Genomic DNA, 21,001 nt, shown 5'->3' with positions numbered 1-21,001 from the left:
CGGAACTCCGCCCTGCCAGCTTTCTTCTGGAGACTCGTCATGCAACTGCGTGAGCGCCTCGCCGGCTATGACCGCGCGCGGCATGGAGTGCACCTGCTCAGGTCGCCTCAAGTCATCGCCGCCCCTTCCCTGTACATCGACGCGATCGCCGAGCTCGGCCCGGTGTTCTTCGACGAGGTCGGTTCGGTCTGGGTGGTGTCCGGCTACGCGGAGGCCGTGGAGGTCCTGCGCGACCACCAACGGTTCTCCTCCGTGCGCGAGCATCAGCACGCACGCTTCAGTGAGCGAGGTCTGCACACCTCCGCCACCCTGAGCGCGATGGTGCACGAGCAGATGCTCTTCTTGGACCCCCCGCGCCACGGGCCGCTCCGCTCGGCGATGGCCGGACAGTTCTCCGGCCGGACGATGAAGAGCCGTGAGAGCGCGCTCCGCGAGATTGCCCGGCGCACCGTTGCGCGGCTGCCCGCGGGCGGGGACATCGATCTGGTCGGCGACTTCGCCGCGAAACTGCCCTCTGCCCTGGTGGCGTTCCTGCTGGGCATGCCAGCCAGGGAGGCGGAACTGACGCGGTGGGCCGAAGCCTACGAGCGGCTGCTGGGCAGCCTCTCCGCCTTGCCCGCAACCCCCGACCCCGAGGTGGACCGCGCCCTCACCGAGGCCCTTGAACGCCTCCAGGAAGAGGCGCGACTGCGACTGAAGGAACCGGGTGACGACCTCATCACCTCCCTCGTCTCTCCCCTGGCCGGCACCTCCCCGGGCGATGAGGAGCTGTTCGCGGTGGCCGCGAACTGCATCGTGCTCGTCGGCGGCGGCTACCAGACCCTGACCCACCTCGTCACCCAGACCCTGCTGGCCCTGCACCACCATCCCGACAGCCAGCAGCAGGTACGCACTCAGCCCGAGCTCATCTCCGCGGCGGTCAGCGAGATCATGCGGCTCAACGGGTCGAGCCAGTACGTCGCGCGGCGGGCCACCACCGACGTCACCCTCCACGGCCACCAGATCGCCGCAGGCCAGAGCGTGCTGGTCCACCTCGCCGCCGCCAACCTCGACCCCACCACCTTCACCGCCCCCCGCACCTTCGACCTCAGTCGCCTCGCCAGTCGGCGCCACCTCGGCTTCGGCAGCGGACGCCACACCTGCCCGGGAGCGGGCTACGCCGAGCGGCTGGCCGCCTACTCCATCGAGGAATTCCTCGCCGCGTACCCGGTGTACGCCCCGCACACCGGCCCCGGCGCCCAGTCCTGGGGCCTGCACGGCAACACCCGCTGCCTCGAGCACGCACACCTCCGCGTCACCTCCACCCCACCAGCCCACGCCGTCCCCCTCCGCGCAGCAGGCGAGCATGCCCGCCCCGATGACAGCCCCCCTCCCGTCTCCAACAACCCCCCGCCCGCGAACTGCTGGCATGAAGCCTTCGAGGAACAAGCCCGGCTGACGCCCGATGCAACTGCGGTCCACGGACCACACGGCACCGCCACCTACCGCGAACTCGACCAGCGGGCCAACGCCCTGGCCCACAGGCTGCGCCACCTGGGTGCCCAGCCAGGCGTGGTCGTCGCCGTGGTGATGGCACGCTCGGACGAGTTCCCGCTCGCCGTCCTCGCTGTCGCCAAATCCGGCGCCGCATTCCTGCTCGCGGACGTGACCTGCCCCCGCGAGCGGCTGCGGACCATGCTCGTCGAAGCCGAAGCGCGCCTGGTCATCAGCGACGGCTCCCTGCCCGCGTCGGTCTTCCCCGCCCAGGTGATCAGCACCGGCGAACCCGCTTCCCGGCCACACGCCCCGTTGACTGGCGTCTCGCCCGGCGACAGCGCGTACATCGTCTTCACCAGCGGTACCACCGGCGCCCCGAAGGCCATCGTGATCACCCACGAGGCGACGGTCAACCTTGCCCTCGCCCAGCGTCAGATCTTCGGTCTCGGCCCCGGCGAGCGGGTCCTGCAGTTCCTGTCCCCGAACTTCGACGGCTGCATCGCCGACCTCACCCTTGCGCTCCTGTCGGGCGCCACCCTCGTCGTCGCCCCGGCCGACCAGCTCACCGTCGGCCCCCCGCTGGTGCGGCTGCTCGCGTCCGAGAAGATCACCGCGGTGATCCTGACCCCTTCCGTCTGGATGGCCCTGCCCGGCCAGCCGCTGCCCGACCTGCGCATCGCCGCGGCCGCCGGTGAGCGGCTGCCCGCGGCGTGGGTACGGCAGTGGGCGGCCCCAGGGCGGCGCCTGCTCAACCTGTACGGCCCGGCCGAGACAGCGGTCATGTCCACCTGGCACGAATGCGCCCTGAGTGACGACCCACCACCCATCGGCCGACCCGTCCTGCACAAGGATGCCTACCTCCTGGATGAGAACCGGCAGCGCGTCGAGCCCGGTCAGGAAGGGGAGTTGTGGATCGGCGGCACCGGAGTCGGCCGCTACCTCCACCAGCCCGACCTCATGGAGGAACGCTTTATCCGCAATCCCTTCACCGCCGCCCACCCGGCCGGACTCCTCTACCGCACCGGCGACCTCTGCCGTCAGCGCCCGGACGGCGCCCTCGACTACATCGGCCGCCGCGACCGGCAGGTGAAGATCCGCGGCCAGCGCCTCGAACTCGACGAGGTCGAGCGTGTCCTGGAATCCGCCCCCGGCGTCGCCGGCTGCCACGTACATGAGAGCGACGGCCGCCTCCACGCCCTGATCATCCCCACGGGCCCGCACCTCGACGAAGAACCAATCCGCACCCACCTGTCCACGCGCCTGCACAGCGCCATGCTGCCCACCACGTTCACTCCCGTCACCGAACTCCCCCGCACCCGCAACGGCAAAGCCGACCACGGCCCCACCCCCGCTACTGCGCCTGCCGCAGCCGTCCCCCGCCACCACAGCCCCGCCGTCGAATCCGACGCACCCCGCAGGCAGCACTCCCGCCTGACCTGGCAGATCGCTCAGCACTTCGCCCAAGCTCTGGACATCCCCCTGCGCCAGGTCCAGGCGGACTCCGACTTCTTCACCGTCGGCGGCGACTCCCTCACCCTGGCTGCCTTCCTGGTACGCCTGGAATCCCTGACCGACACTCCCCTCGACGCCACCGCGCTGATCACCACCCCCACCCCCGAACAGATCGCCTCCCGCCTCCTCACCGCCGGGGCACCCACATGATCCGGCCAGTCGTGCACACGCGAAGAGGTACGGGACCCGAGACAGTCCTGTTCGTCCACGGGACCATGGACCACAGCGGGAGCTTCCACCGGATCGCACACCACCTTCCCGCCTGGACCGCCGTCGGCTACGACCGCCGCGGATGGGGCACCTCCCGCGCGCTCGCAACCCCGCAGACCGCGCTGACCGACCACCTCGCCGACCTGACCACGGCGGTATCCACGCTGCCCAGGCCCGTCGTGGCAGGACACAGCTACGGCGCTCTGGTGGCGCTCGCCACGGCGGCCCAGCACCCTCAGCTGATCAGAGCGGTTGTCGCCTTCGAGCCGCCCCTTCCCTGGCTTCCCTGGTGGCCCGACACCGCCCCCTGGGAACAACTCGTCGACGACGCATCCCACCAGGGCCCGGCCGCTGCCGCCAGAACCCTCCAGCAAGCCGTCCTCGGCCACCCCGCCGCACGGCAGAGCAACGAGGAACTCGCAGCGCTCGGCACCGCCCTGATCCGCGAGATGACGGATCCTACGGTCAGCCAGCCCGCCTTCGACCCTGCCACGATGACCACACCGGTCCTCGCCGTCTCGGGAAGCCGGTCGCTGGCACACCACCAGCAGACCGCGCTTCACCTTTCCGATCTGATTCCCGCTGGCCGCCACGCGCACATCGACGGCGCCGGCCACCTCGCACACGTGACCCACCCCCAGCACTTCGCCGCGCTCGTACAACAGGCCATCGCCCCACACAGCGGCTGACACCGCCCCTGGCCCGCGCACTCCACAGCGGGCCCAATACCGCAACACACAGGAGGACCCCGTGCTGCCGAGCAACTTGGAGAAGGCCATGTTCGGCGTGATCGCAACGCCAGTCCTGCACCTGGCCGACCACCACCACGTGTTCTCCCACCTGGCAGCCCACGGGCCAAGCTCCGCCGAGGACATCGCCGCGGAGCTGAACATCGACACGGACACACTGGAACGACTGCTGCTGCTCCTGACCGCATTCGAGGTCGTCCAGCGCACACCCACCGGGCAGTACAGCCTCCCGGGGAATGTACGGCCCTACGTCGACCCGGACGACGAGCGATACATCGGAGGCTTCATCACCCACCTTGTCCAGGAAACGGCAGGCAGGATGCCGCTGCTCGACTCCTACCTCCGGTACGGCAAGGACTCCGTAGACGGCCCCCATCCCCAGCCGTTCGCCTCCCTCTACCGCGACGACCAGGCCACCCGCACCTTCCTGAACGCCATGTGGGACCTCAGCTTCGCCCCCTCCAAGGAACTCGCCGCGCTCGCCGAACTGGCCGACGCCACCCACCTCGTCGATGTCGGCGGAGCCAGCGGCCCGTTCGCAGTCGCCGCGCTGCACACCTCACCCACACTCCGGGCAACAGTGTTCGACCTTCCCCAGGTCCAGCCCTACCTCGAAGAAACCCGCGCCGCCCACGGGCTCGGTGACCGGCTCGCCTTCGCCCCCGGCAACTTCTTCACCGACGCCTTCCCCGAAGGTGACTGCATCGCCTTCGGCTACATCCTGTCGGACTGGCCCGACCATGTCTGCCTCCAGCTCCTACGCAAGGCACACCAGGCCTGCCAAGACCACGGACTGGTGCTCGTGATGGACAGGCTCTTCGACGACTCCCGCCAAGGCCCCCTCGCAACGTCCGCTATGAACCTGACCATGCATCTGGAAACCCAGGGGCGGCACCGCACAGCCGACGAATACACCGCACTCCTCACGGACGCCGGATTCACCTCCTGCGAGACATACCGTTCCCGCAGCGACAAACACCTGATCATCGGCCACCGGACCAGAGAGGGAAGCCTGACACGCCCGGAAACCCGCCGCGGCGACTGGGATCAGTCAGCCGACGTCGATAGGTGACATTCACCGACAATGGGAGCCGTACAGGCCACCCGGACCAAGCCCCGCGCTCTCGCCCACCCTGCGCCCCAGATGATCCACCCACTCAACCACCTGCACGAAAACCCCAGACGGCGGGCTCCGCCGCAGTGGCTGATCCGATATCGGCCCGGCGCCGGAAGATTCGACAATAGGCTGTTGGCGATGTATGGAAATCCATACCCGGCGGCCCGGCGGAGCCCGTCACGCTTCACGTTCGCAGAAATGAGTTGTTCTGCGAACGATCAAGACCGCCAGAACCGCGCCCCTTTTGCCGCCGTTCGTCGTTCTCATAACTTCTCGCAAAACACGGTTCGCACAATGGTCCCTGATGTAGCTTCTGCGACTGACCTGCGACAGCGAAGGTTGATCTATTGCCACCGAAGTTTGACTGGCGGGGCTGCTGATGGTCTGGGGGAATGGTGGGGGCACCGGCGCTTGCCTACGGCGATGCCGCGTTACTGGCTCCGGCTTGTCAGGGTGACGTTGGGATGTCTAGGGCAAGGCCGGTTCCGGCGATGAAGCCGTCGAGGGTGCCGGGCCGGTACCGGAGCCGTTTGAGCCTGTTACGGACGAGTGTCTCGAGGCGGTCCAGGGCGACGACGTCGAGGTTGGCCAGGCTGCGCTTGCCGTGCACCCATACCCACTCGACCGGGTTGGGGTTGGGCGAATAAGCGGACAGCAGGAACACGGTCAGCCCTTCGCGCCGGTCGATCAACTCGCGCATGGCGTGGGAGACGTGGGTGTTGAGCCGGTCCCAGACCAGCACGATGGGCGCCTTGGCGAGCTGGTGGGCGCCGTCGATCAGCGCGATGAAGTCGCGCTCACCCCTGCTGCGGCGCTTGCCCTTGCCCGCCGGGTGGGAGATCAGCCGGCGAACCACCCGGCTCCGCGAGCGCGCCGGACGGCAGGCCCCCTTCAGCGCCGCGGTCCACCACCATGCTGCCGCGTCCAGGGCTCGGTGGGCGACCGGCGCCGGCGGGGTATCGCCCGGGTTCGGGCGGCGCCGCGTGAGCGGTGAGCGCGGCCAGGAGCAGGCCTGCGGCCGCCCCACCGGGGCCGGGCGTCCAAGCAGCGACGGGACCACCTAGGAGGTCACCGGTGCCGGTCAGCAGGGCGTGCGCGAGGAGCCGGTCGGTGCCGGGCAGTGCCCGCGCATCGCGGCCAAGAGCCGGCCGCGAGGGCGGTCAGCAGCAGCGGGACATCGTCCCGCCGTACTCGTCAACGCTGTCAACCCGCGCCAGGATCACGGCATCAGTCCTCTCTCTGGCTAGCGCAGAGAGAGGTGTCGGCGCGCGCAAGCGGCTTGCCCACGGGGTCTGACCTGGGCAAACGCGCGTTTTCGCGAAACGGGGGTGCGTACCCCCGGTAGTACCTCCGGAGCACCCCTGGGCCCCCCGCTGAGCGCAACGATGGAGACAACCGTGGGCGCAACCCCGTTCGAGCTGGCTCAGCGCGCAACGAGCCATCAGCAGTGCTTGAGGCCAACCGAGCGTCTGACCACGCTGACCCCCTTGGACACCGAAACCACCCTTCCTCGCGCCGCCGGCGAACGAGAGGTGGTCCTGTCTGTCCTGGTGCCGTACGCCGCCCTACTCGGGGGGTCCTGTGCCTCTCGCTCGCCCGGAACACCCGCCAGGAAGCCGAGCCCCTGCGAGCCACTCTGTGGCCTCACATGGAGGCCACAGGCGTCGCAGACCCCCAGGAGGCACGCGTGCCCTGCGACGTACTCAAGGCCACCACGCAGAGCCTACGCAAGTGGCGCACCAGGCCAACCGGCCGGCGTCCACGTCACCGTGCCCGAGGGGACCCGGGGCCTGCTGGCCGTCCATCTGCGCCCCAGCTCCACCCGGCGCGGCTCCTACGATCACGCTGTCCTGGCTGTCACCCCGGGCCGGCACACGGTCACCCTCACCGTGCCCGAGGAGCCGCTCCGTGAAGTGGACCGGCTGTGGGCCGTGCACGCGGGCCGGTTCCACCTCGCCTACCACCAGCGCCGTGTCCCCCTCCTTCCCCACCAGAGCGACACCGTCCCCCCGCAGTAGCCCCATCCGGCCGGACCTCGGCCCGCCCGGATGTCCGTACGAACACGAGAGAGAACCCTCATGATCATCTGGATCAACGGCCCCTTCGGCGGCGGCAAGACCACGCTGGCCGCCCAGTTCCACCAGCACCTCGACGGGGCCATCACCACCGATCCCGAAGAGGTCGGCTTCCTGCTGCGCAAGAGCATCGGCGACCACCCGGACCGGCAGAAGGACTTCCAGGACTACCCGATGTGGCGCGAGCTCGTCGCCCGGGTGTGCACCGAACTGGACCGCTTCACCCACGGCGGCCCCGTCATCGCCCCCATGACTCTGCTGCGCCGCGAGTACGCCGACGACATCTTCGACGCCCTCCACAAGGACGGCATCGAAGTGCGCCACCTCCTCGTGCACGGCGACTCCGACACCATCCGGGCCCGCATCGAGTCCAGCATGGAATTCCCCGGCGACGAGGAGCGCAGCGAGAAGGTGCGCGCGTTCCGGCGCTGCCGACTGGCCAACTACGAGCAGGCGTACGCGACCTGGCTGGGCGAGCGGGCCGATGTGATCGACACCACCGCCCTCAGCCCCGACCAGGTCGCCGCCCAGGCCCTTACCCTCCTGCGCCTCCCGTGACGGACGCCGCGATAGCCCGGATGACAGGGCCGGCCGAGGTCGTCGCCGACCTCAACTGGTCCGGCACGTCCACCACGGTGCTCCGCCTGCGGGCCGCCGGCGGACGGCAGATGATCCTCAAGGGCAACACCAGCACCGACGGCTTCCAACGGGAGCACACGGCCCTCTCCCACTGCGCCCCGGCGCTCTGCCCGAGCGCGCCCCAGCTCCTCGACGCCGACGAGGACGCGCAGCTCCTGCTCATGCCCGCGGTCGCCGGTGAGCCGCTGCAGTCACTCACCCTCACCCCTGCCAAACGCGCCTGACGAACCCCTAGATATCCGTGAGGCACGTGCTTCCCCGAAGCTCATCCTCACATGCCTCACGGCTCCCGAGTACCCCAGACAACGGTCGCGGTCGTGGTTTTGCTGGCGGCGCCCAGCCGTGTTCCCGCGGGAGGACGCAGTCGTGGTGTGAGTTCCGGGTGCGGATGGCCCCGCCCCTCCTGGCGCGGGGCATCTGCGGGTCTGTGCCCACTGTCCCCTGTGGGTCGGGTCACGGCTGGTTGAACGCCTCGGCGACGGCGAGGCTGTCCTCGTACATGTGGTGCCGTGTGATGAGCCCGTTCTCGACGACGAGACGCAGCGCGAAGGTCATGACGAAGCGTTTGCCGGTCGGCTTGACCAGTTGCGAGCTGGTGCCGATCAGTATGGCGTCGTTCCCGTCGATCATCAGGTGGTCGAGCGATACCCGGCCCTCGGCGGGTGGGCACACTTCACCGAACGTGCGGTGGTGGTCAGCGACGTGGGCGCGGGTGGAGCGGGGGCGGATCCAGGGGATGGCCGGGTGGTGCTCGACCGGCCAGTCCACTCGCCAGTCGACCTCGGGCGCGTACAGCTGCGCGATGCGCTCGGGATCTCCGTCGCCGCTGCGGCGCAGGAACTCGTTCACCACGGTGCGGGTGCTGGGCTGATTCCCCGTGGCCGCGTCGGCGGCCGGCGGGTCGCCGAACTGGTGGTCGCTCAGGATGCGTCCTTCGTCGTCCAGCCGGACGACGACGAACCCGGTCCAGACGATGTCGCCGCCGGCGGCCGGAAGCATGTAGGTGGTGAAGCGGATTATGTCGTGGTGCCCCACGGCGTCCCCGGCGTACCGGAAGACGAACCCGCGCCCTTGGACCAGCTGCTCGTGCGCCTCGGTGACACGAGCCCACAGTGCCGGGTGCCCTCGGTACTCGGCGGCGTCGGTGAACTCCACGCCGTTCGCCGCCCACAGCGTGGTGACCGCGGCGCGACGCCGCTCGGGGTCGGTCTCGTTCCACACGGCCACGTAGCGGCCGACGAATTCCTCGATGTCGATGTTCATGGCGGGGACGCTAGCCAGACTCCACTGACAGCTTCTGTCAGTGGAGTCTGCGAAAGTGTTCGACATGCGTGCGAGCCGCCTGGTGTCGATCCTGTTGCTGTTGCAGAGCCGGGAACGGATGACGGCCCACGACCTGGCCGCGCACCTCGGCGTCTCCGAGCGCACGGTGTACCGCGACGTCGAGGCGCTGAGCGCGGCCGGTGTGCCGATCTACGGGGAGGCGGGCCGCGAGGGCGGATACCGGCTGGTCGACGGTTACCGCACCCGGCTGACCGGGCTGACCACGGCCGAGGCCGAGTCGCTGTTCCTCACCGGCCTACCCAGCGTCGCCACCGATCTCGGGCTCGGCCGGGCCGCGGCTGAGGCGCGGCTGAAGCTGACGGCCGCGCTCCCGGCCGGGCTGAGCGAGCGCGCGGTCCGTTGGCAGGACCGGTTCCACCTCGATGCGCTGGGCTGGTACCAGGAGGCCGACCCGATCCCCCACTTGATGGCCGTCGCCGCGGCGGTGTGGCGCCAGCACCGGGTGCGGCTGCGCTATCTGCGCTGGGAGAGACCGCACGAGGTGACGCGGACCGTCGATCCGCACGGTCTGGTTCTGAAGGGTGGCCAGTGGTACTTGGTCGCCCGCCGGGCCGATGCTTTCCGTGTCTACCGCGTCTCCCGGATCCTGGACCTCCGGCTCCTCGACGAGGGCTTCGACCGCGGGGCCAGCTTCGACTTGGCCGCCTATTGGAGGGCTCACCTCGACGCGTTCGACGCTCGCCGCCACGGGGGTCACGCCGTGCTGCGGCTGTCACCCACGGCCATGGAGCAACTGCCGTACCTGGCCGAGCCGGCCGTCGTCCACGCGGCCCATGCGAGCGCGCGAGCCGAGCCGGACGGCTGGATACGCGTCACCATCCCGGTCGAGAGCGAGGGCCAAGCGGTACGGGACATCCTCCCCCTCGGCCCCGACGCCGAGGTGCTGTCCCCCGCCACGCTGCGGGCCCGCGTCGCGGACGCCGTGACGGCGATGGCCCGCCACTACGCCTCTCACAGGAAGCATTGAGTGCGGCTGCGGTAGCGCCAAGAGCGGCGAGGGTCCTGCGAGTGTTCATGACCGGCCAACGGCCTGCGGATCGTTGAGGCGCCTCTCGTTCGCCCGTCCGACCCAGTTGGGCGTTCACTGGCTGGCCGAGATGACGACTCCGCCATCGGCGGACGGCAACACCTGAGGGCGCCGATCGACCTCGCCTCGCCCACGACGCGCCAGCCTCCCGCGGTCTGGCTCCACTCCGCTTGGAGCGGCGCGCCGGCGGCATCCTGCAGGGCGACGCCGCAGCCCTTGCCCAGGTGCTGGTGAGCGCCGCCCGGGACTCTTGTTGTGCCGCCTCCGTGGGCGCCGCTGAGTTGTGTGTTGTGCTCCGCCTCGCCCATAAGAGGAGCTCCTGGGTTGAGGACGACATAGCCCACGCTCCTCGCTGCAGCTTCTGCTGGCTGATGGGCCTCCACTCGCTGTTCCAGGTTTCTCTAGGTTGGCCAGCCTCTTTCCTTGCTCATCACGTATGGAGGCCCCGTGAGTAGGGGTCACGGTAGGAATGAAACGAAGAGTCCGGGTTACTGTCAAAGCTTTTGACGGCCTGTAATCTGGGCCGCCAGGATGCCCTAGTGAGTGATGATCCGAGGATCGGTTTCCTGAAGGCGGACGTGGCGCGGTTCTGGGCCGGCCTGGATGATCTGGCTCCGGCGATCCGGCTGAGGCTGGTTGTCCAGCTGCGGGAGGCGCTGGGCGAGGTGACGGATGCGGCCCTGGACGGCGGGATGGCCGCGGCGAAGGCGGAGGGCTGGGGGCTGCGGCGGATCGGTGACCACGTAGGACTGTCGCATGAGACGGTCCGCTACCGGCTCGCTCGGGTGCCGGGCGAGCCGAACGGGCTGGCCTAGCTAGAAGTCCGCTGAAGATCTTGTGCGGGACGGGCCGTTCCGGAGCCCTCTTGCGTTATGTGGTGCCGGAGGTAGTCCAGGTTCGGCTGGTCTCGGAACGAGTGCAGCGTTCGCGTAGCGGGAAGCTTTCGGCGCGGTCTGCAGTCGGTGCCGGTCCCGGCGGGGCAGCGGCGGGCGTCAGACGCCACTCCGGCGGTGCCGCTGGTAGTGGCGGGCGGAGCGGGCACGATTGCCGCAGTCTGCGGAGCACCACTCCCGGCGGGGATGGGTCTTGAGGAAGTAGAGAACACACCCTGGTGCCAGGCACGCTCGCAGTTGGCGGCGGATGTCCCGACTGAACAGCGCGATGGCTTCCCCGGCGATGGCGGAGGCGGCGGCGGAGGCCGCCTGTCCACCGCTTCGGGCGTGACGCGAGGGCTCCTGGCCGGGCGTCCAGGACAGCACGAACCAGTGAGGGGTGTCGCCGGCGGCCTCGTTGAGCGCGGTCACAGCCTCGTCGAGTTCGCGGGCATCGGACACGGCTGCCGGGCGGGGGTCCCCGGTGGCCTCGGCAGCGAGCCTGCGCAACGCGTCGCGCAGGCCGATCAGCCGTCCACGGAGGCGGTCGAGGTCGGGCGTGCTGAGGGCGTCGAGATCACCCTCGGCCATCAGGTCGGTACGGGCGGAGACGGCACGCAGCCAGGCGCGGGTGCCGTCGGGGTCGCGCAGTGCGTCGTGCACGCCGTCCCGGTCGGCCCAGATGGTGTTCATCAGCTCCACGGGCAGCGGCTCGCCGAGCAGGGGGGCATTTGTGTCCACGCCACCGAGGCTACCGCACTTCTAACGGTTGCAGGCCCATGTATCCATTGACAGGGCGAATGGCGAGTGTCATGGTGCTTCTAACGGTTACTGCCGCACCCAAGCGTCAGAACTGGACGAGTCGAAGGAGTGCCGCTCTCATGACCGGATTCGCCCCCGTCGAGCCCGCCACCGCCACCGGCAAGGCCGCCGAACTGCTGGCCGACGTGCAGAAGACCCTCGGGCTGACACCGAACATGACCAAGGCGATGGCCAACAGCCCCGCCCTGCTCCAGGGCTACCTGGCCCTGAGCGGCGCGCTGTCGGGCGGTGCGCTGCCCGCGCCGGTACGCGAGCGCCTCGCGGTGGCCACCGCCGAGCACAACGGCTGCGAGTACTGCCTGTCCGCGCACACCTACATCGGCGCCAACCTCGCCAAGGTCGACGCCCCCGAGCTGGAGGCGGCCCGTGACGCCAAGTCGTCCGACCCGCGCATCCAGGCGCTGCTGACCCTCTCCGACGCCATCGCCCGCGGCCGGGGTCAGGTGGACGACACCGTCCTGCAGGCCGCCCGGGACGCGGGGGCCACCGACGAGGAGATCGGCGAGGTCGTCGGTCACCTGGCCCTGAACGTCCTGACCAACTACTTCAACACCCTCGCCAAGGTCGACAACGACTGGCCCGTGGTCCCGCTGCGCGCCGCGGTCTGACCCGGGCCGAGCCCGCTCCGGCGGCCACACCACCGCCATCCGTCAGCGGCGCGTCTTCGGCAGCCGTGGAAGGAGCACCATGATGAACCCGGCATGCAACGCTCCCGCGGGCTTCCACGAGGGGGAGCTGGCCGTGCAGCGCCGGGCGGGCGTTGCCAGGGACGCGGCCCGCCTCGCGGGCATGCTGGCCCCCGCCCGGCTACACGGCGGCGTGAGCCGGTTCCTGGCGGAGAGGAGTTTCGCGGCGGTCACCGCCCGCGACGCCGACGGCGCGCTGTGGATCTCCCCGCTCGCCGGCCCGCCCGGGTTCCTCCAGGCCGCCTCGCCGACCGCACTCGATGTGCGAGCCCTGCCCGCCGTGGGCGATCCGCTCCAGCACCTGGCGGCCCACCAACCGGTCGGGCTGATCGTGATCGAATTCGCCACCCGCCGACGGGTGCGGCTCAACGGCATCCTGTCCGCCGCCAGCCGTGACGGGCTGCGCATCGACGTGGAGCAGGCGTACGGCAACTGCCCCCAGTACATCCAGAGCCGGCTCCTCCACGCCACGCCCGGCGCCCCGCCCGGCGCCGAGCCGGTGCGGCACGGAAGCATCCTCACGCGTGACGACATCGACCTGATCGGCCGGTCCGACACCTTCCTGATCGGCACCACCCACCCCACCCGCGGTAACGACGCCTCACACCGCGGGGGACCACCGGGATTCGTCCGCGTCGAGGACGGGCACCTGTGGTGGCCCGACTACCAGGGCAACAACATGTTCAACACCCTCGGCAACCTCCACGCCGAGCCGACGGCCGCGCTGCTCTTCTGCGACTTCGCCACCGGACGGACCCTGCACCTGTCCGGCCGGGCGGCCCTGGAATGGACCCGCACCGGCATCCCCGGCGACGACGACCGCACCGGCCGCCGCGTCCACTTCCTCCCCCGGCACCTGGTAGCCGGCCGCCTCCTGCCGCTGCACGCCGACACCGTCACCGCAGCCCCCGACAACCCGCCGCTGACCAACCGGCCCTGCGCACCATGAAGGACGGTTCCGCCATGACCGACACCCGCCCGCCCTTCCCCCCGTTGGGGGGGGTCGCCGAGGTGAGCCCAAAAGCCGCCAGTAGTTGATCTTGGCGCTCGGCGGGGCCAGCCGGAGCGATCACCTGGCGGGCTCGGTGCCGTCTACAGACCTCGGACCGGGTACCTCGCGGGCCTGGAGGGTGGCGAAGTCGGCGTGTGCCTGCTCGACCGCTTCGGGGTACGCCGCGCGTTTGGTGTGTTCGGCGAGCGCGCGGTGGATGCTCGCGAGCGAGGGGTTGTGGCCCTTGCGTTTGCAGGTGGGGATGATCAGGTCGGGCTGGATCTGCTCGACGGACTCGCCGTTCGCCCTCCGGCAGAGCACGGTGTGCAGCATGTCGTCGGTGATGACCGGCGGCCGGCCGCCGTGCTTGCCCTTGCGGGCCGCGGTGTCGAGCCCTTCCAGCGTCGACTCGCGGATGTTCTCCCGCTCGGTCTCCGCCATCGCGGCGAAGAACGCGAAAAGCGACTTCCCCGGGCCGGTGGGGTCGTGAATGCCGGGCAGGGGCCCGGCGAGCATCTCCAAAATCAAGCCGTGCGCGGTGAGGTGGTCCGCGAGTGCGGTCAGTTCGGCGGCGTCGCGGCCGAGGCGCTTCATCTCGTACACGGTGAAGATGACGCAGCAGTGCGGGGCGTGGGCCTTGATCTCCCGGGCGGTCTTCAGCGCCTCCTCGAAGGCGGGGCGGCAGATCCGTAATGACGGCGGCCACGGCATCCGGGGCAGAGGGGACGGACATCGCAGCTGAGCACGTGAGTTGGCGCCCTCCGCCAACTCACGTGCTCAGTCACAACCGTGCAGGCACCTCAACTTCCACGGCGCGGATCACGGCTCGGGGAACTCGACCAAAACCTGGCGAGACAGCCTCACCCCCACCGAACGCAGAGGGATTTCACCTGTGCCAGCGCAGGAGCGCCAGCCAACCGCCTTATTACAGGGCTCTTACCAAGTACGGCGAGGGCAGGCGATTCTCCGGCTTCGGTCTTAGCGTCGGAGTCGGGACGCCCCGTCACCTTCCAGTGCCGGTGGGCTACCGGCTCCGCGCGATCGTCGCGGAGTTCACAACTCCTCACAAAGGAGAGCCCAAATCATGCAGTTCCTTACGTTACTGCGCCGATGGCGGGCGAAGCGACCGCCTGAGGCGCCCACGATCCGGGCACACGACAGACGGCCGCGCCGTGCCGCAGCCATCGCCGCCACCGCACTGATGCTCGGCGGCCTGCTGGTGGTGGGAGGAGGCACAGCGCAGGCGGCGAGTCCTGACAGTCACCGGCTGGTCACCTGGAACATGGAGAACGGGCGCGACCGCTGGGCCAGCGTGGCCACGATCGCGCAGACCAACAGCGTGGTGGCACTCCAGGAAGTACCCAGTGTTCCGGCCCGGGGGGTCCGACAGCTGCGCTCGATCGGCAACGTCGAGGTCTATTCCTGGAGAATCGCCCGCAACACCTACCGCTACCTCTACATCCTCCCCCAGTCATCACGGAACGTCGGAATGGTCACCTCGTTCCGCGCCGACCGGGTCGTGCAGATCGGCGGCAGGTACCGGGACGGGCTCGGCCTGGTCCGCCAGGCCGACAACGTCCTGTTCGCCAGCGTCCACGCCTCCGCCGGGCGGAACGGCGGGGGGCGGGGCGCAGACGGACCGTCGCTGGTGCGCAGGGTCGCCGCCGCGGCAGCCACACGCAACGTCACCAACTGGGTGGCTCTGGGGGACTTCAACCGCGATCCCGGCCAGCAGAACCTCAGCGAATTCCCGACCGGATCCCGTATCTACAACAGCGGCCAGGCCACCCAACGAAGTGGCGGTGAACTGGACTACATGGTCTCCAACATCCAGACGCAGAACTGGCAGGCCACCGTCCAGGCCAACCGCGGCAGTGACCACTGACCCGTCTACTTCGGCTCACTGCAGGCCGCGGCCGGGGCGCAGGACCTCACCGTGACCTCGGCCCTGAGCGGCCTGTACCTGGACGTCTACCAGGACGGCCTGCGCGACGGGACGCACGTCGTCCAGTACCACGCCAACGGCACCACCAACCAGTTGTGGAGCCTGCTGCGGAACGGGGGCATCGACACCAGCCCGTTGTACCGCCTGATCAGCTACAGCAGCCAGAAGTGCCTGGACGTCGACAGGGGGCAGCAATCCCGGCCCGGCGACGCCCTCAACATCTGGACCTGCCACGGCAAGGACGGCTCCCCGACCCCGGGCGGCTCGACGGCCGACACCCAGAACTGGACCCTGGTCCACCCCGACCCGTTCCGGCCGAACCAGACCGAGCTGCGGAACCGCTCCACGCGCCTGTACGCCAGCATCGACCACAACGCGAAATCGGACGACGCCACCATCGTGCAGCGCCACAACCAGCCCAGCGCCACGCCGATCCCCGGCGAGATCTTCTACCTCCACCCGGACCCCGCCAGCGCGGCGGCCAACCCGCCCGGAGACCCCGGGACACCCGGAGACCCCGGTGGACCCGGCACACCTGGAGACCCCGGAGGCCCCCCGGCGTAAGCCTGGCCCCGGCCCATGAGGGCGGTGAGCCCGCCGCCGTCCGCAACGGCCGGACCCACCGCCCGTCCACCCTCTGAGTCGGATAGCCGCGTCACGTCGCCGTGACCTGGCTACCCGACTCAATGCGGACAAGCCCGCCCCTCATATGACGTCCAGTCAGGCCTCGTTGCCGGGCGCTTGCCGGCACCTGTCAGGTTCCCGGTAGACAGCAGGAGCACAGGCCCAGGTTCGACGCGCTTCCCCCTCAACCGACCACTCGCCTTTAGTCCAGCACCCGCCCGAGGAAGCCGCGCAGGTAACCCGCGACGACGTCCAGCCGGCTCTCCAGCAGGAAGTGACCGCCGTCGATCAGGTGCACCTCCGCATCCTTGGCGTCACGGGCGAATGCCTCCGCGCCGGCCGGGCCGAAGATCCCGTCGTTGCGCCCCCACACCGCGAGCACCGGCACCCTGCTGGTGCGCAGGTACTCGTGCAGCAGCGGGTAGAGCGGGAGGTTGTTCGGGTAGTCGCGGAACAGCGCGAGCTGGACCTCGTCGTTTCCGGGGCGGGAGACGAGGGCGACGTCGTGCTCCCACGTGTCCGGGTTGACCAGGCTCGGGTCGGGCACGCCGTGCAGGTACTGCCAGCGGATGGCGTCGATGCCCAGCGCGGCGCGGACGGCGGGCTCGGTGGCGGGGCCAGGGTCCGCCCCGTAGGCCCAGACGTCCTTCCAGAACGACTCGACGAAGCCCTCCTCGTAGCCGTTGCCGTTCTGGGTGACGACGGCGGTGATCCGTTCGGGGTGCCGGAGTGCGAGGCGCCATCCGATGGGGGCGCCGTAGTCCTGGACGTAGAGGGCGTAGCGGTCGAGGCCCAGTTGGTCGAGCAGTCCGGAGGTGAGGTCGGCGAGGGCGTCGAACGTGTAGGTGAACTCGTCGGTGAGGGGGGCGGCGGAGTGGCCGAAGCCGAGGTGGTCCGGCGCGATGACGTGATACTTGTCGGCCAGCAGCGGGATGAGGTCGCGGAACATGAACGAGCTGGTCGGGAAGCCGTGCAGCAGGACGATCGCGGGGGCGTCGGCGGGGCCGGCCTCGCGGTAGAAGATCTCGTGGCCGCCGACGGTGGCGGTCCGGTGGTGCACCGAGCTCATTTCTAACCTCTTTAAGTGATTGATGTGGTTAGGTATTCGCATGCAAGCATGCGGCGAGCTAACCTGTCAACCGATGCAATCTGGTTAGAAAAGGTGGCGCCCGATGGACACCCTGCTGGACCTGCTCAACAGCAGGCCACTGGTCAACGGCGAGGAACAGGACGCGCTCGGCGACCCGGCCACAGGCAGGCGCTGGGCACGGGAGCACGGCGGCGAAGGCAGCCTCGCGGAACTGGCACTGCTGCGCGCGGCCCGGGACGCCCTGCAGGACGTCGTGCGCGGAGAAAGCCCGCCCGCCGCGTTGAGCCCCCTGCTCGAAGGGGTCCACCAGATCCCGGAGATCACTTCGGACGGTCTTGAGTGGACGGTCGAGACTCCCCCACACGCCCGGCTGGCCGTCGAGATGGTCCTCGCCTGGGCCGCCACCGAGAAGCAACTACCCGGCCGACTGCGCCCCTGCGCCAACGACGAGTGTCAGCTGTTCCTGCTCGACCGCAGCCGCGCCAACCGCGCCCGCTGGTGCTCAATGGCCATCTGCGGCAACCGCGAAAAAGCACGCCGCCACTACGAACGCACCCGCTGACCCGACCCCCACCCAGCAGCATTACCGACGGGGCCTTCGCGGCGACCGGTCGCGTCAAAAGTTTTGACAGCAACCCGGACTCTTCACTCCGTTCCTACCGGGACCCGGTGACCCCCGCGACTTCACGACGAACCCACGGGTCCACCCCCCAAAAATCCGGGCACCGGACCTTCGGGTTCCCGCCGAACAACCTTCAGTTTTCGCGAACCCGCGAGGGGCAGGGGGCATGACCCAGATACGCCAGAAACCCGCCACGGGATGATCTTGGAGTCTGGAGGGCTCGCTACGGGGTGTTGCCCGTGAGGGCGGTGATGCGGTTCTCGTACTCGCGGCGGGCCTTGCGTTGTGCCGGGACCGCCGTGGTGCCGTCGAGCGCCTGGCAGTGGTCGAGGAGTTCGCGGTGGACCGCGGGCGCGGCTGTGCCGCGCAGGGTGTAGCCCTGGCCGCGCCGTACGGTGACGCCCTGGTCGAGCGCGGCGCACTTGGGGGGCTCCAGTTCGGTGGTGCGGAGGAAGTCGGCGACCTTGCCGGGCATGTCGAGGGTGACCGGCAGTTCCGGGGCCGGTCTGTCCGGGACGGCGATGTGGTCGGGCAGGAGGTCGGCGACGGCGGTGCGGATGGCGCCGCGGCTGACGCCGTGGTCGCGGGCGAGGGCGGCGATGGACCGGCGTTCGAGGAACGCGGCGCGCACGGCGGGGACCTGGTCGGCCGGGATGACAGGGCGGCGCCCGCCCTTGCGGCCCTTGGCCTCGGCGGCGCGCAGTCCGTCGTAGGTCAGCTCGCGCTGGAGGTCACGCTGGAGTTCCCCGCCGGCGGCGAGGGTCTGCACCATGAACTTCACGGTGAACAGCAGCTCGCCGGTGCGCGGGTGGCGGGCGGTGAGGTCCATGCCGGAGAACGCGCCATCGTGGATGCGCAGGGCGAAATGGCCGCGGTGGAGGACGTCGAGGACGTGGCCGGTGCCGCGTACGAGGCGGAACATCTCGGAGATGTGCACGGTGTCGCCGGCCCGGGCGTAGTCGAGGAGCGCGCGGAACTTCAGGCACTGGTGCGGGTGGAGGCGGCTGGAGGTCCCAGGGTCCTCCTCGAAGACGACCGGGTCCTCGATGCCGGCCTCGCGAAGGACGAGGTCCTGCCGGGCGGTGGACTGCTGGCCGGTCGAGACCCGCTTGTAGACCAGGTCCGCCACGCGCGGGCCCCTTCCGTACGGAGGACCGGACCCCATCTGCCGTCAAACCCTGTCAGTAATCGACATCGGATCTGATTGGATTCGCGCCGCCTCGAACCCCCGGTTTGCACGGGTTCATTGGACGGCCGGGCGGCCTGTCGGCAAACGACGGCAGCACGCGGTCATGCCGCACCTCAAGGTGGTTCCTGCTCAGACAATGCTCGGGTCGCATGACGCCATCGCACCACCGACACCTCGCTACTTGTGCGGTGCTCCGGAAGAAACGGCCCAGGCGCGCCGGCTGACCGCACCGGACCGTCCGGCACCTCTCTGACCCGTACAGAGGGAGGTGCCGATCCCTCCGTAGGACTTACCCAGGGGCGTAACCAGCGAAGACGCGGCAGCCCTCGGCACGGGGGGACACGTGCGAGAACACCCCAGCCACAGCTCCGGGTCCGTGCATGGGGGCAAGACTGGGCCCCCTGTCCTGAGCGACCCCGCCCGTGCTCATCCGGGCACGGGCTCCTCCTTGGTAAGACTCCTTACCAAGGAGCAGGAAGAACCTGTGCACTTACCTCGCTCCCCCTCAATCCGGGCTCGGGGCATCCCAGTTCTGCTCCGGGCCGCGCTGCAAGGACTACAAGACCGACCCCGGGGGTGCCTCGACACTCCATAGAGGACTCCATGCAGGACCCCCTACAGGACGCGGTACCGGACTCCCTACAGGACGCTTTACGAACCCTTTGATTCCCGCACTGACCTGCCATGGAGAGCACGATGAGCCCCCGACAACCCTCCATCTCTCCGCGTACCGTACTGGGGTGGGTGGGTGCGGGGGCGGTCCAGTCGTCGGGTCGCCCGTGCGCTCGCCGCTGAGGCGTCGCGATGCTCACGGCGACCGGCGCCCGCCGGCGCTGTCCGGTGGAGGTTCCTCGTGTCTGGGAGGGCCTACCGGCCGCGCGCCGCGAGGGAGAACCCCGCGGTGACCACTGTCCTGCGGCGCAAGCTCCGACTGGCTCTCCGTGCAGATCGCGACCCACCCGCCCTGGCCCTGCGTACCCGGCCACGCGCTGGCTGCCGGGTGGCGCTCGAGGGACGCGCCCGAAGCCGGCCGAATCCGCCTCGGGCGGGTGGGCGCCGCAGGCATGCGCCGGATGGCTTCGTCAGGTGGTGGCTGTGGGTGCAGTTCACGGCTGGCGCCACTCACCGCGACGTGATGCGACGCGGTACGCCGTGATGTCGTGGTGATCAACGCGCTTGTACGCCTTCCCCCAGCTCCCATGGAGCGGGCGCAGCAGCCACACCGGCTGATCAGATGTGGCGCCGGCGACGTCGGTGCAGACCCACTTGGCGTCCGTCGCGACTTCGAGAAGGAGGTCGCCGACTTCGGGTCGGCTGGTGGAGGTCACTGACCGGTCTCCTTGGAGAGCATGGCGTCGATCTCGGTGGTGGCCGCGGTGCGGAGGGCGTCCGCTTCGACCTGCCAGGCCGGATCGCTGCCGGCGAGGGGGACGACCAGGAAGCAGTCGCAGCCAACGCAGCCAGCCGGGTAGGCGGCGGGGTCAGCGACTCTGCCGACGTCTTGGGCGACGATGTCGTAGACGATCGTGCCGGGCGGGTAGGGGCTGCCGGCGGTGCGGCGGTGGATGGCGTTCGCAGTCATCGCAGCCTTCTGTGGTCTCGGTGGCTGGCGGTCCCCCTCAGGAGCGTGGGGACCGCCGGCCCGTAAGCAGCCGCCGCCGGTGAGGCGGACGGCTACTACCCAGACAACTGCTTCACGAGTGCGTGGGGTTAGGGGATGTGCAGGGGTTTCGGTCTCATCGCCTAGGAGGTTTTGACTGTTCCGTTACGTGGGCACCGGCGCCGTTTCCCCTACCGTGCGGCCATGGACAGCACGCGGAACACCGTGCTCGACGAGTGGATGACGGAGCACGGGTACAGCTCCAACGCCCTGGCTCGGGACTTAGACATCATCTCATTTGGCGAGTCTGCGGTAGCAGATGAGGGTGCAGGCGATGCTGGTGAAGGCGAGGAAGTGGTCGGCTTTGCGTTCGTAGCGGCGGTGGAGCCGGCGGCAGCCGGCCAGCCACGA

General features: G+C 69.7%; 20 protein-coding genes and 2 pseudogenes. 13 read left to right on the top strand and 9 right to left on the bottom strand.

Annotated elements, in window-relative coordinates; genetic code table 11:
* Positions 1-39: 39 nt before the first annotated feature.
* The 3 genes from ABD385_RS39400 (at position 40) to ABD385_RS39390 (ending at position 5,019) form a co-directional block, all read left to right on the top strand.
* Positions 40-3,138: an amino acid adenylation domain-containing protein gene (locus ABD385_RS39400; protein WP_344584862.1), complete on the top strand. Its 3,099-nt coding sequence runs from the start codon at positions 40-42 to the stop codon at positions 3,136-3,138.
* Complete coding sequence (locus tag ABD385_RS39395; protein ID WP_344584860.1) at positions 3,135-3,887, top strand: alpha/beta fold hydrolase; 753 nt, start codon at positions 3,135-3,137, stop codon at positions 3,885-3,887. Before ABD385_RS39400 ends, ABD385_RS39395 begins: the two co-directional genes overlap by 4 nt.
* A 61-nt stretch (positions 3,888-3,948) precedes the next feature.
* Positions 3,949-5,019: a methyltransferase gene (locus ABD385_RS39390; RefSeq protein WP_344584859.1), complete on the top strand. Its 1,071-nt coding sequence runs from the start codon at positions 3,949-3,951 to the stop codon at positions 5,017-5,019.
* 493 nt (positions 5,020-5,512) lie between these two features.
* Here ABD385_RS39390 and ABD385_RS39385 read toward each other — a convergent pair.
* Positions 5,513-5,950, bottom strand: a pseudogene (locus tag ABD385_RS39385) (transposase); the annotation flags it as partial.
* An 883-nt stretch (positions 5,951-6,833) separates the two neighbouring features.
* On the opposite strand from ABD385_RS39385, the gene ABD385_RS39380 reads away from it, so the two are divergent.
* Genes ABD385_RS39380 through ABD385_RS39370 form a run of 3 tightly spaced genes read left to right on the top strand, consistent with a single transcriptional unit; the run spans position 6,834 to position 8,002 of the window.
* Positions 6,834-7,082: a hypothetical protein gene (locus tag ABD385_RS39380; RefSeq protein WP_344584856.1), complete on the top strand. Its 249-nt coding sequence runs from the start codon at positions 6,834-6,836 to the stop codon at positions 7,080-7,082.
* A 60-nt stretch (positions 7,083-7,142) separates the two neighbouring features.
* Positions 7,143-7,697, top strand: coding sequence for a P-loop nucleotide/nucleoside kinase family protein (locus ABD385_RS39375; RefSeq protein ID WP_344584854.1), 555 nt, complete (start codon positions 7,143-7,145; stop codon positions 7,695-7,697).
* Positions 7,694-8,002, top strand: a complete 309-nt coding sequence (locus ABD385_RS39370; protein WP_344584852.1) for a hypothetical protein — start codon at positions 7,694-7,696, stop codon at positions 8,000-8,002. Before ABD385_RS39375 ends, ABD385_RS39370 begins: the two co-directional genes overlap by 4 nt.
* 229 nt (positions 8,003-8,231) lie before the next feature.
* Here the strand turns inward: ABD385_RS39370 and ABD385_RS39365 are convergent, their stop codons facing one another.
* Positions 8,232-9,041 carry a nuclear transport factor 2 family protein gene (locus ABD385_RS39365; protein ID WP_344584850.1) on the bottom strand — a complete coding sequence of 270 codons (810 nt, stop codon included), beginning with the start codon at positions 9,039-9,041 and terminating at the stop codon, positions 8,232-8,234.
* 64 nt (positions 9,042-9,105) lie between these two features.
* Between ABD385_RS39365 and ABD385_RS39360 the strand changes: the two genes are divergently transcribed.
* Entirely contained in the window at positions 9,106-10,089 is a 984-nt protein-coding gene (locus ABD385_RS39360) for a helix-turn-helix transcriptional regulator (RefSeq protein ID WP_344584848.1), read from the top strand.
* Positions 10,090-10,688: 599 nt separating this feature from the next.
* A complete protein-coding gene (locus ABD385_RS39355; protein ID WP_344584847.1) occupies positions 10,689-10,964 on the top strand; it encodes a hypothetical protein in 276 nt (91 codons plus the stop codon).
* Positions 10,965-11,141: 177 nt separating this feature from the next.
* On the opposite strand, the gene ABD385_RS39350 is transcribed toward ABD385_RS39355, so the two are convergent.
* Complete coding sequence (locus ABD385_RS39350) at positions 11,142-11,762, bottom strand: CGNR zinc finger domain-containing protein (RefSeq protein WP_344584846.1); 621 nt, start codon at positions 11,760-11,762, stop codon at positions 11,142-11,144.
* 140 nt (positions 11,763-11,902) lie between these two features.
* On the opposite strand from ABD385_RS39350, the gene ABD385_RS39345 reads away from it, so the two are divergent.
* A complete protein-coding gene (locus tag ABD385_RS39345) occupies positions 11,903-12,451 on the top strand; it encodes a carboxymuconolactone decarboxylase family protein (protein WP_344584845.1) in 549 nt (182 codons plus the stop codon).
* A gap of 79 nt (positions 12,452-12,530) precedes the next feature.
* Positions 12,531-13,478, top strand: a complete 948-nt coding sequence (locus ABD385_RS39340; RefSeq protein WP_344584844.1) for a pyridoxamine 5'-phosphate oxidase family protein — start codon at positions 12,531-12,533, stop codon at positions 13,476-13,478.
* A gap of 120 nt (positions 13,479-13,598) precedes the next feature.
* Here the strand turns inward: ABD385_RS39340 and ABD385_RS39335 are convergent, their stop codons facing one another.
* Positions 13,599-14,231, bottom strand: a complete 633-nt coding sequence (locus ABD385_RS39335; protein WP_344584843.1) for a recombinase family protein — start codon at positions 14,229-14,231, stop codon at positions 13,599-13,601.
* A 373-nt stretch (positions 14,232-14,604) separates the two neighbouring features.
* Here ABD385_RS39335 and ABD385_RS39330 point away from each other — a divergent pair, with 373 nt between their 5' ends.
* Together ABD385_RS39330 and ABD385_RS39325 are read left to right on the top strand one after the other, a co-directional pair.
* Entirely contained in the window at positions 14,605-15,405 is an 801-nt protein-coding gene (locus ABD385_RS39330; protein ID WP_344584842.1) for an endonuclease/exonuclease/phosphatase family protein, read from the top strand.
* Positions 15,406-15,456: 51 nt separating this feature from the next.
* A complete protein-coding gene (locus tag ABD385_RS39325) occupies positions 15,457-16,029 on the top strand; it encodes an RICIN domain-containing protein (RefSeq protein WP_344584840.1) in 573 nt (190 codons plus the stop codon).
* Positions 16,030-16,291: 262 nt separating this feature from the next.
* Here the strand turns inward: ABD385_RS39325 and ABD385_RS39320 are convergent, their stop codons facing one another.
* Positions 16,292-17,158: an alpha/beta fold hydrolase gene (locus ABD385_RS39320; protein ID WP_344584838.1), complete on the bottom strand. Its 867-nt coding sequence runs from the start codon at positions 17,156-17,158 to the stop codon at positions 16,292-16,294.
* A 103-nt stretch (positions 17,159-17,261) separates the two neighbouring features.
* Between ABD385_RS39320 and ABD385_RS39315 the strand changes: the two genes are divergently transcribed.
* The gene (locus ABD385_RS39315; RefSeq protein WP_344584836.1) at positions 17,262-17,741 is read left to right on the top strand and encodes a CGNR zinc finger domain-containing protein; all 480 of its coding nucleotides are present in this window, start codon (positions 17,262-17,264) and stop codon (positions 17,739-17,741) included.
* Positions 17,742-18,024: 283 nt separating this feature from the next.
* Here ABD385_RS39315 and ABD385_RS39310 read toward each other — a convergent pair whose 3' ends face one another.
* From ABD385_RS39310 to ABD385_RS39295, 4 genes and pseudogenes are all read right to left on the bottom strand, one after another.
* Complete coding sequence (locus ABD385_RS39310; RefSeq protein WP_344584834.1) at positions 18,025-18,930, bottom strand: recombinase family protein; 906 nt, start codon at positions 18,928-18,930, stop codon at positions 18,025-18,027.
* Between the two features lie 1,166 nt (positions 18,931-20,096).
* Positions 20,097-20,318 (bottom strand): hypothetical protein, encoded by a 222-nt coding sequence (locus ABD385_RS39305; protein ID WP_344584832.1) that lies wholly within the window; start codon positions 20,316-20,318, stop codon positions 20,097-20,099.
* Positions 20,315-20,572, bottom strand: coding sequence for a hypothetical protein (locus ABD385_RS39300; RefSeq protein ID WP_344584830.1), 258 nt, complete (start codon positions 20,570-20,572; stop codon positions 20,315-20,317). The genes ABD385_RS39305 and ABD385_RS39300 overlap by 4 nt, the downstream gene beginning before the upstream one ends.
* 312 nt (positions 20,573-20,884) lie before the next feature.
* A pseudogene (locus ABD385_RS39295) lies at positions 20,885-21,001 on the bottom strand (IS5/IS1182 family transposase); the annotation flags it as partial.

This window comes from Streptomyces lunalinharesii (genome assembly GCF_039532155.1).
Classification (GTDB): domain Bacteria; phylum Actinomycetota; class Actinomycetes; order Streptomycetales; family Streptomycetaceae; genus Streptomyces; species Streptomyces lunalinharesii.
This window is presented reverse-complemented; position numbering and strand designations above follow the sequence as displayed.